Genomic DNA, 15,539 nt, shown 5'->3' with positions numbered 1-15,539 from the left:
ACAATCCATGATTACTCTGTCATACTAGAGCGATGAAGTTAAGTGACTATGCAAAGCAACAAGGCGTCCGATACGAGACTGCATGGAGATGGTTTCGTGATGGCAAGATCAAAGGCCATCGAGTCGGAAAACATACGGTGATGATCGATGAGGGCCAAGAAACCTTTTTCGATCATCCGAAAAACGTCGCTATCTATGCTCGTGTTTCTTCCGCTGAGAACAAACTCAACCTGGACAGCCAGGCAGAACGGTTGGTCGCCTATGGTGTCGCCAGAGGCTATCAGATGAGCAAAGTCGTCAAAGAGGTCGGGTCTGGAATCAATGACGCACGTCCGAAATTTTTGGCTTTGCTCGAAGATCCTGGCATCACGGTGATTATCGTCGAGCATAAAGACCGGGCCAGCCGCTTTGGCGTGCGCTATATTGAATCGCTTTTACGAATCCAGGGGCGCACCCTCGAAGTGGTCAATCAGGCGGAAAATGGGACGGAAGATCTGCTTGCTGATCTGACTTCCATCATTTACTCGTTCTGTGCCAGGCTCTATGGCCAGCGAAGGGCGAAACGGAAAACAGAGCACATTATCGAACAATTGCAGGAGAAGGTGGAAGAAGATGCAACTGGTTGAGCAGCATGTGATACAGAAAACGGATTCACGGTTTCCGACGATTGATGCTGCGTGTTTTGCCTCAAAAAATCTGTACAATGCGGCGCTCTACGCTCTCCGTCACCACTATATTTGGCACCAGACGTTTCTCACCTCCGTCGAGATGGACAAGCGGATGCAATCGCACGAAGCCTACCAGGCGCTTCCAGCTAAAGTGGCGCAACAGGTGCTTCGTGTGTTGGAAAAAAACTGGATCTCCTTTTTTGCATCTCTTGCCGAGTGGAAAAACCATCCTGAGAAGTTCAAGGCTCGCCCTCGGCTCCCAGGATACCTCGATAAAAGAGCAGGCCGAAACGTTCTGATCTATACGATGCAGGCGGTGAGTCGCTCGAAACGAACCCTTGGCAGGCGCATCATCCAGCCTTCTGGGCTCGCTATTCAGGTAAAAACTCAACAAGATCCCTCCAGTATCGATCAGGTACGCATCGTTCCCAAGTCAGGCTTTTATGTCGTGGAAGTGATTTATGAACCCAAGCCCAACCCATCGGCAGTGGACCCGGCCTGGGTGGCAGGCATTGATGTCGGGATGAACAATCTGGCCGCGCTAACTTCAAACAAACCGGGGGGTGTCCCGATCCTTGTTAACGGGCGCGGTATCAAGTCAACCAATCAGTGGTATAACAAACGCCTTGCCCAGTTACAAAAAGCTCGTGGCCGCCCTGGCTTCACCCGTCAGATGCAAGCATTGACCACTCGCCGCACGCGTCGCATTGACCATGATCTGCATCATGCCTCTCGTTTGCTCATCGACCTTTTGATCGCTGATGGGATTGGCACGCTGGTGATCGGCAAAAATGAGGGGTGGAAGCAAAACAGTCATCTGGGAACGCGAACGAATCAACAGTTTGTGCAGATCCCGCATGCCCGTTTCATCGAGATGCTGACCTACAAGGCGCAGCGTGTTGGGATCACGGTGATCCTCACAGAAGAGTCGTACACCAGTCAAGCGAGTTTCGTGGATCGTGATCCGTTGCCTCCCTACCAAAAAGGCAAGGCCACTGAGCAGCGGTTCAGTGGGAAACGCATCACACGCGGTTTGTATCGAACGAAAGAGGGTCGACTCATCAATGCGGATCTCAATGGGGCAGGCAATATTGTGCGAAAAGTAGCACCGAATGCCTTCGGGTCTGACGGTGTAGAGGATGGGAGAGGCCACGAGCCGGTAGTCCATCCAGTGAAGGCAGTCATTCCCTTCACACCCCGAAAACGAAAGCGACTTCCGGGCCCTGTGTCAGGATTCGCTAGCGTTTAGGAACTATATAACTAAGCTGTGGCAATGATTATATTTATTGTACGTATAAGTATTACTGATGGGTAGCATGCTTCATTATAGTACGGTCCAGGCGTACATTTTTTTAGATTTTTGTGATTTGTCAAGATTGCTTTCAACGGCTTCTCATGCGATATTAGGAGGGGTAAGGGTTATAAAGAGGATCGTGTCTCAGTTGAGATTGAAGAGCGCTTCCAGTCAAAAAGCATTTGAATGATGAGAGGAAGTATGGTATATTTGAGGTGTGCCCTGTCGGGCTTGAAACACCTGCATCATCATACTAGGGGCTGTTAAGGCTCCGAGGCTAAATACCCTGCGGAGCCTGGTCGAGATGAACCAAAGACACCCAGGAGATCGGTTCTCAAGGGTGTTTTTCTTTGCCCTCATTGATGGAGTGGAGCAGGTCCAGGACGGAGAGGATCAGACCGATGAAGGAAAAAACAGAGAGGATGAAGCGAGAGAATTTCAAAAACAGGGATTATTTTGTGAGGCAACTGCCCGCAGACCATATCAACCGTTTTTTACACCGAAGCATTACGTGTTTATAAAGATCGTTCATCTCTTCTTCCGTTGCCTCTTGTACTGAAGCAGCTCTGGTTGATATAGTGCTAGAGGTAAAATGTTTCTGAAAATTGACTTTTTTTGATAAAAAAGGAGTCGGCCGCTGGCTCTTGAACATATACGCGAATGTGTGTTAAAATAGACGTATGTATACACCAGCAACCTTTGCCAGGCAGGTCGGAGTCTCCGTGAAAACCCTGCAAAAATGGGATCGGATCGGGGTGTTACCTGCGAAGCGAACGGTCACGAATCGCCGATACTATACTGATGAGGATCTTGCTGTTGCACTGAGACACCCCCATCAGCCCAAGAGAGATCGAAAAACCATCGGCTATTGTCGTGTGTCGAGTCAAGCCCAAAAGCCGGATCTTGCCAATCAACAAAAGATGTTGGAACAGTTTTGCCGCCAGCGGCAGATTACAGTAGATGAGTGGATGATGGAAATTGGTGGAGGACTCAATTTCAAGCGGAAGCAGTTCCTATCGCTGATCGATGCCATTCTCGCAGGGAACGTCGAGCGGGTGATCTTGGCTCATCAAGATAGGTTGGCGCGGTTTGGCTACCCGTTACTGGTTCATCTTTGTGAGATACATCACTGTGAACTCCTGGTTCTGAGTGTTGAGGAACTGAGTCCAGAACAGGAGCTCGTGCAGGATTTGCTCGCGATTACCCATTGTTTTAGTTCTCGTTTGTCTGGTTTGCGGAAGTACCGAAAGGCCTTAGAAAAGGCACTCAGAGATGAAAACAGCGCACAAGATCAGAATGAACCCCACACCTGAGCAGGTGGAGTATCTGAAACGTGCCTGCGGGACCCGTCGATTTGTCTACAATTGGGGGCGTGAACAGTGGGAAAAGCAGTATCAAGCGTATAAAAGAGAGCAAGAAACAACTCCTGAAGAGCACCGTGTGCTTACCCCCCCCAACGCGTTTGCGCTCAAAAAGCAGTTCAATGCCATCCGAGAGGAGCTCTATCCCTGGACGTATGCGGTTACCAAGTGTGCCGTCGAAGGTGCCTTTGATGATTTGGGAAAAGCCTATAACAACTTTTTTGCTGGCCGAGCAGACTATCCGAAATACAAGAAGAAAGGGAAAGCGCACGAATCGTTTTATCTGTCCAATGACAAGTTCACGGTTGGCAGTCATTGGATCTCCATTCCCGGTTTAGGGGGCTTCATTCTGGATCAACGGAAACAAAGGAAGGATCGTGGCAAACGGAAACGCACGCTTGGAACCGTGAACCTTTCAGAAAAGCTGCGCTTCGTCGAGGCAGAAACCGCGTCATTCCCCCTCAACAAGCGAAACCAGCGCAAGCAGGTTCTGTGTGAGCGCGTGAAGATCCTGGGAGCGACGGTGTCCTGTGAGGCTGGTCACTGGTATGTGAGCGTTCAACTTGAGATGAACAAAGTAGTCCCTCCGACGCCAGAACCGGTGGTTGGAGTTGACGTAGGCTTAAAGCAAGCTGCCGTCGTGTCGGATGGGCGAGTTCTTGAGAACCAAAAGCCACTCGCACTCCATTTGAAAAAGCTCGGCAAGCTGCAACGTCAACTGAGCCGGAAACAGAAAACCAAAGACCCGGAAACAGGAAAAACCACGTTCAGCAAGAACTATCAGAAGCAACGCATGAAGGTGGCACGAAAGCATCAGCAGATTGCCAACATCCGGCGAGATGTTCAGCACAAGTTCACCACGGAGCTGGCGCGAACCTGTGGGGCCATTGGGATTGAAGACCTCAACATTGTGGGGATGATGGCCAATCGCAAGCTCTCACGTGCCGTTGCTGATGCGGCGATGGGGCAACTCTTGCAGTTGCTGAAGACTAAGGTCGCAACGTCTGGTGGGAACCTGTTTGTTGCCTCGCGTTGGTTTCCCTCAACCAAACGCTGTTCAGGATGTGGACAGGTGAAAAAACGCATGCCACTCAAACATCGGACCTATCAGTGCCTGAACTGCGGACTGGTGATCGACCGGGATCTCAACGCATCTGTGAATTTAGCCCAGTTTGCACAGACTCAGCTTCGCCACTCTTCAGCGTAAAGGTGGCCGTCCAGGATAGTGGCTACGGCCTATGACGTTAAAGCGCCTGTGGAGCCGATGTGACCCCGAAGCGGGAGGGCCGATTCAAAGGTTCCCGTGCTCTGGCTGTTGGCAATGAAGCAGGAACAACTGACCGCTTGCGTGTCTCTTCGGGGACATTCGAGTATGAGAAAGGTAGCAGGCACCGTCGATGCCAGAAGTTCGCAACACTCATGATAAAACGAACCATCCGCCTTATGTGCGCTTTGATATCGCAGCGGGAAATGTCTTTGATCTGCCAGAGTATTCATCTGGTCCCAAAGGAGATTCGGAGGCGGTCTATACCGCGATCCGTGAGGCTGGCTTTCAGGGCATTCAGGATGGAGATCCTGCGCTCTGTGCCCGGGTTGGACTACACGTCACCGGTGCAGGACGCGTTGATCATCCTCAGGAAGCGGCAACAGTGGCGGAACGATTAAAAACTGAGGGTTATGAGCTAGCAACCCTGCACGTCGGACGTGGCATGGAGTCCGAACAGGAGTGTATTCGTCTCGCCGAAGCCATTGTCGAAGCCTCTGTCCGCTTTGACATTCCCCTGTATATTGAGACCCATCGTGCAACCATCACACAGGATCTCTGGCGAACAGTTCAGTTGGCCCGGGCCGTTCCTGGCGTGCGCTTTAATGGTGACTTTTCGCACTGGTATACAGGACTGGAGATGGTCTATGGTGATATCGAGGCGAAATTTGCCTTTCTCGAACCCGTTTTCGAGCGCACCCGCTTCATCCATGGGCGCATTGGCTCTCCTGGCAGCATTCAGGTCGGCATCCTGCCAGATCTCACACTTCCGGCCATCGCCCACTTCCAGGAGATGTGGACCCGTTCATTTGTTGGTTTCCTGCGCACAGCTCAGCCGGGCGACTTTATCTCGTTTACACCAGAGCTGCTCCGCTCAGATATCTACTACGCACGGACCATCCGTACTGCCGATGGTGCGCTGGTCGAGGAAAGCGATCGCTGGCAAGAAGCGCTCGCCTATCTTAAGCTGGCCAGAGGCTGCTTTGAGGAGGCACAGAAACGACTGGAACAGGCATAGCCAATAGACCCCATTGGGCCTTCTTTTCAAGGCAGAGCCTGCTCACATACGCGTCAAAGTGCAGCGCCCTTGGAGCCTACGGACTGGATAGCCCGACTACATGCCTCTTCTATAGTGCACGATAGTGATGACCAACTTACCTTTGGTTGTCCAGCCCTATTATATAGGTACGCAGAACCGCGTCCTGAGTATTGCGCCAAAGGACGCTGGCTCCTGTTCACTTTCGGATTTTTCTACTCGCTTGTTCGTTGCTGATAGATGTATTCGTTGTTCAGATCTCTTGCATCTGAGAAGCTGCTGGCGGACTGGTTTGTTCTCCAGTCCGCCAGCAGCCAGTCGATAGCCCCTCTACATGTTCGCTAGTGTTGAGCGTCAATCGCATCGAGAAGCGTTTGAATGCGCTCAGGATGCATTGGTTCTCCATTACTCAAGGTATCAATGACGACTTCGCTCTCGCGTTTTCCTTTTAAGAGTACTTCTGTTCCGGGTGTCAATGGAAGATTGGCCTCATTCGCTGGCCGACCATCTCGCAATAGTAGCGTGACGACCTGACGACCAATCTCAACGGTAAGGATGTGCCCATCGGATGCACGTACCGTCCCGCGTGTTCCGACGCGCCAGGTGATCTTCCAGGGCTGGCGCGAACGCTCTACCACAACCAGATGTTCCGGACGAATGACGATACCTGCATTTTGAAGAGTGGTGTCATAGTGCGCTCGTTGCGTCTGCGTTTCCCCAAGCACACGGACAAAAGCTCCTTGATTGTGAGCGTCTTCCACCCATGCAAGGGCGAGTGAGGTGTTTTTCAAAATCATAGATGAACTCCTTTGTGTTGTAAACAGCGACATTCACGGCTTCATTGCCTCACTGATCCACAAAGAAGGAAGGGGTGACCGCAAAGAGAAAAGTGCCTTTGGATACTGATTTTGAGCAACCTTCAACGCAGCAACTACTGAATGGAGCAGTGAAGCAAAAACGTGAAGGTCTCTCAATAGGCAGTATCCTTTCCTGAGGGGACAATAGACTAAAAATAGTTTACTTTATTTCGTTGCAAATAGCAAGGAGATAAGCAGGCAAATCAGGGATTTTGCAAATTCTCGAGCTATTTGTGAAAAGATCCCATCAACAGAGATACCGCTTCTTGAGGATACGCACAGAATCAACGCATCCCAGAGGTACCTCCTGAATAACGAAATGGTCGGAAAAGGTGGTGGACCTGAGCCCCGACCTGCCCGAGTTGGTCAAGTCCGGTCCGCACAGCTCTTACCATGCCACTTCAGGGAGAGAAACTGCTACAATTTATTAGAGCGTCCCCACTCGGCGACACGCCGGATTCTGGCAATCGATCATACTCCAGTGTGCCAGATATCTACATACTGGCCGACCACCATCAGATATTTTCCATTCGGAGACCAGGACAGATTGCCGGAGGTTCCCCCGTTGCCGAACAATCCCCTACCCGCGTAGGCAGCTCTCTGCTTGCCACTCAGCGCATCTAAAAGAGAGAGTGTGCTGCTTGTCGACGAAAAACCTACGCCGTGTTTGATACTATCAACCAGTGCCATCCGTAGTGCCTGAGCAGCAGCAAAGTAGCGTTCACCCAGGGTCCAATGTTGCAACAGATCGGTCTGACTTCCAGACGTATCGACGGTAACCGGATCCATCAGCGGAATGTTGCGCACGCGCCGTCCACTCGCCACATCCCAGACTTGCACCTGCTCGAACACGCGGCTCCCAGGCTCCATAACTGCCCAGCCATGCCCAACGAAAGCCAGCACTTGCTTCCCATCAGCAGACCACATAACACGCTGAGGGTATATATCCTGAGATACATGCTCAGGGTGACAGGTGTGCAATTTCTGCCCGGTCAACGGGTCCCATATCTGCACCGTGCCGCCATCGAGCCAGCCGGCTGAAGCAACCAATGTTCCATCAGGAGACCAGGCTGCGTCCGAGGTGGTATTGCTATACCCATAGTAGGTGATAATATGCTGATCGGTCAGGTGCTGGTAAAGCAGATAGCCCCCTACAGCGACCACGGGCAGCCCAATTGCGCTTCCGACAACACCTCCCACTATTAGCAGTGCAGTGCGACGCGATGTTCCGCTGATATGAGAAAGACCATCACCACTTGTGGTGCCGGGCTTGTCCCCCAGACGCTGACCCCTCTCGGATACAGCTACCTGCTGAAACTGATGACCACAGCGATAACAGCGCTCCAAGCGTGGATCATTGAGTGCTCGACAGACAGGACAGGCCATAGGAGAAGTCGACATTATTCCAGTCCCTCGCTTTCCTCAGATAGAGTCAGGTTCTACATGAGAAGTACGTTATCGAGGGGCGATATCTTACGCATTCAAGAACATGGATGAGACAATGGAACCTTCCTTACTTTAACGTTCATGAAATTGGTGACTTGACAGAGAGGTTTCAAGTAGCGTCAAAAGATGACATCGCCTCTCGGGAGTGGTAAAGGCAACTGAAAGCGCGTGCCGTGTTATTTCCGTCAACTCCTGTTGAGAAAAGCCGAGCGCGTGTGCGAGACGATATTCCTGGCCGATATTCGTACTCAATTGCACGGGGTCATCGGTTCCCAAAACAACAGGGATACCCTGTGCTACCAGGCGACGGATCGGATGGTCCTGAAGAGATGGCACAGCTCCTAAAATGACATTACAACTGAGACAGCATTCAACGGTGATCTGTCTCGCGCGCAAGAGATCAAGCAGATACTGGTCGGAAGTGGCAAAGACGGCATGACCGATCCTGCTCACTCCCGGAAGGGTCGCTACAGCGGCCAGATTTGCCGCAGAAAACTCGCCAGCATGGATAGTTATCCCAAGTCCTACATCGATGGCACGCTGCGCAATGGAGCGTGCCATCTCCCATTCCGCCTCCTCATGATAGGGTTCATACAGAAAATCAAGGCCCCGCAATCCGTGCGCAGCCTGACTGAGACACGCCTGAACGATCTGCTCTAAGCGCTCTGGCTCGTACCTGTTGAGGAGCAGGACGGCAATCGCTTCAGCATGCAGATGGGGATAGCGGATTTGGACGCGCCGCTCTGCTTCCTGAAAAAGATCTAAATAGTCAGGAAGCAGCATCGTCTCGCCCCCAAAGCGGACCTCAACGAGAATGGCACCCTGCATCGCTGCTTCCTCCAACAGATCTTCCAGGCGGGCGATAAAGTTGTCTGGGAGCGCATCGAGACCTGGATCGGCTGGAAAGACGCTTGCGAGTTGCCGCAAGCGTGGTATCCCTGGAGGAAAATCGTGCATTAAGCGCGTGGCCCAGGTCATCCAGTCATAGGGCAAACGGCCCTCGCGCGCGGCTAGCACGCGATCAAGGCGAGGAGACACTTCCTGATGGATGTGGAGATCTACTTTCGGGAGATTGAGCAGGTGACGAGCAGACTGTTCTTCCCCTGACGGGAGCGTATGGTGCATAAAGTCCTCCTTCTGATGACACTGCTCGTAATATAGCACCTCGAAGTTTCCAGTAGCAAATGGACAGAAATCAAACCATCCGCGCTCGCTGAGAATTCACTATATCTGATGTTGGCACACCGAAGAAGATGTATCATAAAAGCAATGGTAGGAATAGATTAAAGCTATTAAGAGATGCTATACTATGCAATAATTTAGTAGAATCTGGTAAGATGCTAAAAAGTGTACAATCGTGGAGGGATTTGATGAAGTACACATTTACCCTTATGAACGAAAGAGACGCGCGTGAGATACAAACCTGGCAGTACCAGGAGCCTTACACAATGTATAGCCTGGCACCCGCTTCCAAAATGTTGGCAGAAAATGATGATACTGAAAAGAGGTGAGTAGCCAGAAACATGCACAAAAAAGCGTATGCGCCGCTGTGTGTGGGGCAACTTCAGAAACGAGGTCGAGAAAGGAAGATCAGTGTATCTGGAGAGGTGCTGACCGAGAGACAGAAGCTGCTAACACATTACCATGCAGAACAAGACAAAACAATATGGCTGTTGCATTGCGGCAACAGTATTGCTTTTCAATCACATGCACTGGCAAATGTTAGCGATGATCAGGCATACAATAGCTCCTCGGAAACTTTTTTACTTCTTTATTCTACATGAGCTCAAATGAAAAATCAAGGCGCGAAACTGCGCCAACATGTATTCTAAAGGTAACCCTATTAAACCCGCTATGTGATAGGCAGCCTCCATCATCGCACGATTGCATTCAAGCGGTATTTTGAGCACCAATCGCATCCTCACACCATAAAGCGAGCAGGATCGGAACGGTGATGATCCTGCTCGTCTTATTGCATACTCACGTATTATTCATCAATTTGTCTCATGTATCAATCAAAACATGACACAAGGATGCTAACACCGTCAATTCCATGCTTCTGTAGGTGGCTTTTTTCTTCGCGTTTTGAGCGCTCCTTCTCATTCCTCCATCGACCTCTGTCCTCTCTTCACGCGCTCTCCCTCCCCGTTTCGCCTCTCCTTACTTCTCCCCATGCCATGACGAAAAAAATGTGTTTCTTTTATTTTCGCATTTACGGCATAGTCACAGAAAAACTGACGCGCGGATACTATGCTGGCAGGTGAACGAACAGCAGGCCGGCTTCGTTCACCGGACCATGTAGCATCTTTTCTCCGTCTGGACCAAAGACCTGGCTCTCACCATGCAGAATACGCCCCTGCCATACGCCTTCCGTTACCGCGCCAATACTATTGGCGGAGACAATATACAACGCTTTAGCGGCCGTCCGCGCCTGATATTGCTGACTGATCCAGGCCGCGTTCTTCGCTTCTTGTCCAGGCTCACATGCCCAGGCACAGGGCGAGAAGATAATCTGCGCGCCCATCAAGTACAAGCTTTCGGTCAGGTGTGGCGTCCAGCTGTCGGCGCAAATATCAAGCGCTACTTTGCGGCCCTCGAAATCAACTACCTTCAATGCTTCACCCCTGGTGTAGAGTTGAAGTGCGATATCCAGTTCGTTGATCTTGCGATGCTTGTTCACGATGTTTCCCTGCCGATCAATGAGCAAAGCGGTGTTGTAGATGTTCTGCCCCTCGCGCTCCTCCAGTCCCACAACTATAGCCATGTGATATTGCCTGGCAAGATGTCCCAGTGTGTCGCTAAAGGGACCTGGCACGGGTTCGGCATCGCGCCGGGCGGCCTCGGAGAGCCAGCCGGTCAGGGAACATTCGGGCAAAATGATCAGGTCACAGTGTTGTTGACCAGCGGAGATGATGATGTTGGTAATGGTCTGTATATTCTCATGTTTATTACCCATGACGATAGGTATTTGACCAATGCCGACCTTCAAGGGCTCTACACTCGGTTTCTGCATAAGTACTGCCTTTCACAACGTCGTAAAACGTGTTGATTTCTGCTTTTCACTCCAGGATAGATCTCAGCGACCTTACGACCGAGGAAATTCAAGCAGCACATCGCATCTTTTGCAAGATGTATGGCCTCAGCCAGGCAAGAGATCGCGTTGAACACCGCGTTAAACGTCTCATCCAGGAACAGGTTCACTCCTTGTTGAGGGGAATGAATGGTTCGTTCAACCTTTTCATCTTTTTGGGAACCTACGACACATTCTACCACTATTTATATAATTTCAACCGCTGTTTGATGCTCATTGTTGGCTATCTCATATCATACAGTGACCAATGACCTTGACCCGTCAAATCAGGGCAAGATCACACTATCACTCCGAACCCGCTTTCAGCGCCTCGCTCATGGATATGAGCGAGATTTTCCTGCCGCAAAACCACTTCGTTATCTCATACACCACCAGGATCAATACCAAACTTAGCAGGACATAGACCGGATTCAACGTCATGGGGATCAGCATGTTAATCGAATCCGCGATGGAACTGAACAAGTAATTCCCCAGAGCCACCATCAGGAGTAGCCCTAACCCAAAGCCGAGAAACACGACCGGCGTTGAACTGTTGAGAATCAGCTTCGCAATGTCTTTTCGGTAATAGCCGAATATCTTGAGCAAGGAGATCGTCTTCCAATTCTCATCAATGATCAGCGAGGAGACAATGAAGATAATGACCACAGCCAGAAGCACGGCGACGCTGGTTGTAGCTGTAACAATCAATGTCGTCGACGCGGACACATTCGCAAACTTTGTGGGATCGCGCACGTCCAGAACGCCAGCCAGCAGGCTCTCGTCATAATTGAGGACATGGTTGCTCAAAACAGTGCGGTAGCTTCCAGGAGCCTGACCGGTCTTCTGGTTAAACTCATCTAAAGGGAGAAAAACATATTGCTCTCCGTAGGCTTCGATGATCCCATCAATTTTCAGGCGGTATGATTTTTCATCCAGCTTGTTGATACACGTGAGCGTATCCCCAACCCCAAGCCCAAGCCGCTGGGCCAGCGACGAGGTGATGTTGACCTGATTCCGAGATATCTTCGCGCCCCCTATGCCGTTCACCTTTAGACCAACGGAATCTGGCTCCATGCCCAACACGTAAAATTCAATCTCATCCCTGCCCTCGGGGTAGGCACGGAATGAGTTGTACGGTTCAGCGCCTGTGGGTACAGGTCGATCATGGAGGTTCTGCATCTCCTTGAAGTTGTATTCTATGCCATAATTGTATCTTGCCACGGCCCCTTGCTTCATCGCCACATCCATTGAGGAGTTGAAGGTCAAACCATACAGCAGGACCAGTGACGCGATGCTCACCCCCAGGAGCAGGAAGAGCAGACGTGGGATGCTTCGCACTTGCTCGCGGATTTGAAATTTGGTTGTGAAACGGAAGCGTTCGAGACGGAGCACACGTTCAAAAAAATTCACCCTGGCTTTTTGTTCGTCGCCTTTCATCAGTTCAGCGGCACTCTTTTTGAGGACGCCACGGAGAGAAAAGAAGCTCGCCAGACCAATCAACGCGAGGGGCAGCAGCAGAGCCAGCGCGAGATTAAACGGCGAGAAGGCGATGCCAGTGTTCGGCAGGATGTATGTGGCCAAGATGGAATCGACCGCAAGCCCTATACACGGCCACGCAAGCAGTATTCCGAGCAGGCCACCCGTGATGGACAGCAGCACCGGGATCGCCAGATAATGCCGTGTGAGTTCCCGGCGGCGGTATCCCTGTGCGTACAGCGTCCCAATCACCACCGCGTCAGACTTCACCATACGTAGCATCGTCACGCCGACGATAATACAGCTCAGCAGGAAAAAAGCGATGGAGACGGGAAAACTGAAGGACTGCAAACTGGTAATATTGGCCCAGGGCGAACTGATACGCTTGTTATTTTTCGCGTCCAGCCATTCGGAAAGGCTGTACCCTTTGTCCTGTAAAAGGCCGTGCAACTTCGCGCTCTGGGTGTCGACATCTTCTCTCTTTGTAAAGCGTGCTCCATAGACCGTGACGGCTTGATGAGCCGCGTTGGGGAACATCTCCATATCCGCGCTGGAAACAAGAGCAATGCCAAAACCAGCAGTCGGCAGCACATCATACAAGTTTTTGATGATATACACATAATTAGGCAGCGCCATGGTGCCCGTAATATGGAAGATTTTGCCGTTGAGCTCAAGTTGACCACCGACAGCTAAGCCATGGGTTCGCAAAAAGATGGGGTCAAGCACAATGTCCCCTGGATTGTTCAACGGCTGGCCTGAGAGGACCGTCGGAATATTGATGGTGGACGTAGGCGTGAGAAGCCGCAGCTCGCTCTGTCCATCCGGCAGTTTGACATCACGTTGCTGGTAGGGTTCAATAACCGCGCCGGATTCCCTTGCCAGCGTCGGAAGATCCTCAATGGTCTTGTCTGTGGAAAACGTCAGATCTTCCTGCATATTTGTTTGGGCAAAGTGAACCACCTGATCTTCCAGACTGCCGGCCACCCCTGTCGCCGCTGTGAAGTAGAAGCTCCCTATAAGGATCAGAAGGACAATGCCAATATACCTGCCTTTGTTTTCCCTCAGCATGCGCCATACGCGTTTTTGCAGGACCATTACCATTCAATCCTTTCTGCTGGGACAAGCTCGGAATGGTGGGTCACTTCCGCGACCTCACCGCTTCTCAGCCTGTAAACGGTGTGTGCCATGGCAGCGATGGCGCTGTTGTGGGTGATCATCAGGATCGTTGTGCCGAAGTCCCGATTCACGTTTTGAAGCAGTGACAGAACACCTCGAGACGTATCGAAGTCCAGTGCGCCGGTTGGCTCGTCGCAGAGCAACAGCGTGGGATTTTTGATGATGGCACGGGCAATGGAGACGCGCTGCTGTTCGCCGCCGGAAAGCTCTCGTGGGAAGCGGTTTTTCTTGTCGAAAAGCCCGACAGCAGAAAGCACATCGTTCATCTTATGTGGCTGCTTACTGATGTTCGACACCACCTCGATGTTTTCGGCGACCGTCAGATTGGGCACAAGGTTGTAGAACTGGAAGACGAAGCCCACGCTTTTTCGCCGATACTCCACCAGTTGATCCTGACTGAGATCGGTGATGCGTTCACCATCGATCTCAACGGTCCCACTGTCAGCCCTGTCCACCCCGCCAATGATATTCATCAGCGTGGATTTGCCCGACCCGGAAGGTCCTAAGATAACACCTATGTGCCCTTTTGCCAGTTGAATAGACACGCCTTTGAGGACCGTTGTGGCAATTCCTATCTGATACTGTTTCGTCAGTCCCGATACCGCTAAAAACATACTCAAATCTCCCTTTTGAATTATATCCGGCTTTGATAAGCTCTCATAGCGAAGAACCAGGCCACGGCAATGATGCCAACACACCAGGCGAGAGCGATCTAGATCTCATTACTGATCCCCCTTAATGATCTTTCTCCATCGCTTTTTTCATGGCCTTTCCGGCTTCCTGGTCAGCCGCTTCAAAGACGTCGGCAAACGTTTTTGAACCCTTGATGAGATCATCACAGAACGTTGCCACATCTCTTCCTGTCACTTCGATAACACCTTTCCCAACGGCTGTACCCTCCTCAAAAAGATCGACAATCGCCGAGAGCACATCAGTCATTTCGGCGAGCTCGACTGGCCCGACTTTCAAGAGGTATTTTTGAATCTCGTTATACACAATCTGATAATCTTGCGGAAGCGCCTTGACACGCGCCATATGCGCCCGCCACGCTTTTTTGCCTTCGATGAGATCGCGTATGCTCATGGTTCTTCTCCTACTTGCCTAATTTTCGAGCAATGGTAGTGTTCAGTTGCTCGCGCCACTTATCGCGATAAGACATTGCTCCCTCAGAGCCCGCCAGCGCCGAACAGAAGCCCGCGATATCGTCGCCCAAAACCTTCCGGGCGCTCTGGCCATCCGCCACCGATTCTTCGAGCAAGCCAAGCACACGATCAAAAATTGGCATAAGGTTCCGTCCAGTGAAATCTGTACGAGGCCAGAGATTGACCTGGATTTCTTCCCATGCCGCTTGATAATCAGCCGGAAGGTTTTTTACACGCGCCTCAAAGGCCTTCATTTCTCGAGCCATGTCGTTGCCTGTGACTTTATCCCAAAATTTCATGGTTTTGCTCCCGTAACTCTTTGATTTTTGCTGAGAGGAACTCCCACCTTTCCCAGAACTTGCGCAGTTCCTCACGGCCCGCGTCGTTTAACGTAAAAAACTTTCGGGGTGGCCCCATGTCGGACGGCTTTTTCGTTATCTCCACGAGCTTATTTTTCTCAAGCCTGATCAGGATGGTATACACCGTTCCCTCCACCACGTCCGTAAAGCCCAAAGCGTTGAGCTTACGTGTAATTTCATACCCGTAGGTCTCTCCTCGGTTGATAATTTCCAGGACACACCCTTCCAGAACGCCTTTGAGCATTTCAGTTAAATTATCCGTGTTAAACACCCCTTCACTAATCAGTGTTACCAATATGCAGTAATACTTAGTACTGCTATATTGTATAACGGAGTAGTGTGCATGTCAAGACGAAAAGGACGGATTGTCAAGTGAGCTGGAGACAGAAG

At 51.1% G+C, this 15,539-nt stretch carries 14 protein-coding genes; 5 read left to right on the top strand and 9 right to left on the bottom strand.

Annotated elements, in window-relative coordinates; translation table 11 throughout:
• Nucleotides 1-32: 32 nt before the first annotated feature.
• From EL628_RS25595 to EL628_RS25575, 5 genes are all read left to right on the top strand, one after another.
• Nucleotides 33-626, top strand: a complete 594-nt coding sequence (locus tag EL628_RS25595) for an IS607 family transposase (RefSeq protein WP_126582830.1) — start codon at nucleotides 33-35, stop codon at nucleotides 624-626.
• On the top strand, nucleotides 613-1,917 hold the full coding sequence (locus EL628_RS25590) for an RNA-guided endonuclease InsQ/TnpB family protein (RefSeq protein WP_245994441.1): 1,305 nt from the start codon (nucleotides 613-615) through the stop codon (nucleotides 1,915-1,917). Before EL628_RS25595 ends, EL628_RS25590 begins: the two co-directional genes overlap by 14 nt.
• Before the next feature lie 725 nt (nucleotides 1,918-2,642).
• Nucleotides 2,643-3,275 (top strand): IS607 family transposase, encoded by a 633-nt coding sequence (locus EL628_RS25585; protein WP_126582829.1) that lies wholly within the window; start codon nucleotides 2,643-2,645, stop codon nucleotides 3,273-3,275.
• Nucleotides 3,235-4,530, top strand: coding sequence for an RNA-guided endonuclease InsQ/TnpB family protein (locus tag EL628_RS25580; RefSeq protein ID WP_126582828.1), 1,296 nt, complete (start codon nucleotides 3,235-3,237; stop codon nucleotides 4,528-4,530). The genes EL628_RS25585 and EL628_RS25580 overlap by 41 nt, the downstream gene beginning before the upstream one ends.
• Before the next feature lie 190 nt (nucleotides 4,531-4,720).
• Nucleotides 4,721-5,605: an IolE/MocC family protein gene (locus tag EL628_RS25575; RefSeq protein WP_126582827.1), complete on the top strand. Its 885-nt coding sequence runs from the start codon at nucleotides 4,721-4,723 to the stop codon at nucleotides 5,603-5,605.
• A gap of 359 nt (nucleotides 5,606-5,964) precedes the next feature.
• On the opposite strand, the gene EL628_RS25570 is transcribed toward EL628_RS25575, so the two are convergent.
• The 9 genes from EL628_RS25570 to EL628_RS25525 form a co-directional block, all read right to left on the bottom strand.
• Nucleotides 5,965-6,420 (bottom strand): hypothetical protein, encoded by a 456-nt coding sequence (locus EL628_RS25570; RefSeq protein ID WP_126582826.1) that lies wholly within the window; start codon nucleotides 6,418-6,420, stop codon nucleotides 5,965-5,967.
• A gap of 531 nt (nucleotides 6,421-6,951) precedes the next feature.
• Nucleotides 6,952-7,881 carry a WD40 repeat domain-containing protein gene (locus EL628_RS25565; protein WP_126582825.1) on the bottom strand — a complete coding sequence of 310 codons (930 nt, stop codon included), beginning with the start codon at nucleotides 7,879-7,881 and terminating at the stop codon, nucleotides 6,952-6,954.
• A gap of 117 nt (nucleotides 7,882-7,998) precedes the next feature.
• Entirely contained in the window at nucleotides 7,999-9,051 is a 1,053-nt protein-coding gene (locus EL628_RS25560) for an amidohydrolase family protein (RefSeq protein WP_126582824.1), read from the bottom strand.
• Nucleotides 9,052-10,174: 1,123 nt separating this feature from the next.
• The gene (locus tag EL628_RS25555) at nucleotides 10,175-10,939 is read right to left on the bottom strand and encodes a carbon-nitrogen hydrolase family protein (RefSeq protein WP_126582823.1); all 765 of its coding nucleotides are present in this window, start codon (nucleotides 10,937-10,939) and stop codon (nucleotides 10,175-10,177) included.
• A 363-nt stretch (nucleotides 10,940-11,302) separates the two neighbouring features.
• Complete coding sequence (locus tag EL628_RS25550) at nucleotides 11,303-13,567, bottom strand: FtsX-like permease family protein (RefSeq protein WP_161975767.1); 2,265 nt, start codon at nucleotides 13,565-13,567, stop codon at nucleotides 11,303-11,305.
• Nucleotides 13,567-14,262, bottom strand: coding sequence for an ABC transporter ATP-binding protein (locus EL628_RS25545; protein WP_126582821.1), 696 nt, complete (start codon nucleotides 14,260-14,262; stop codon nucleotides 13,567-13,569). The genes EL628_RS25550 and EL628_RS25545 overlap by 1 nt, the downstream gene beginning before the upstream one ends.
• 121 nt (nucleotides 14,263-14,383) lie before the next feature.
• Nucleotides 14,384-14,731, bottom strand: a complete 348-nt coding sequence (locus EL628_RS25535) for a DUF1048 domain-containing protein (RefSeq protein ID WP_126582820.1) — start codon at nucleotides 14,729-14,731, stop codon at nucleotides 14,384-14,386.
• A gap of 10 nt (nucleotides 14,732-14,741) precedes the next feature.
• Nucleotides 14,742-15,089: a DUF1048 domain-containing protein gene (locus EL628_RS25530; RefSeq protein ID WP_126582819.1), complete on the bottom strand. Its 348-nt coding sequence runs from the start codon at nucleotides 15,087-15,089 to the stop codon at nucleotides 14,742-14,744.
• A complete protein-coding gene (locus EL628_RS25525) occupies nucleotides 15,073-15,393 on the bottom strand; it encodes a PadR family transcriptional regulator (protein WP_126583618.1) in 321 nt (106 codons plus the stop codon). Before EL628_RS25525 ends, EL628_RS25530 begins: the two co-directional genes overlap by 17 nt.
• Nucleotides 15,394-15,539: the final 146 nt, after the last annotated feature.

This window comes from Tengunoibacter tsumagoiensis (assembly GCF_003967535.1).
In the GTDB taxonomy this organism is placed as follows: domain Bacteria; phylum Chloroflexota; class Ktedonobacteria; order Ktedonobacterales; family Ktedonobacteraceae; genus Tengunoibacter; species Tengunoibacter tsumagoiensis.
The sequence above is the reverse complement of the archived record's forward strand: the minus strand, read 5'-3'. Positions and strand labels throughout refer to the sequence as shown.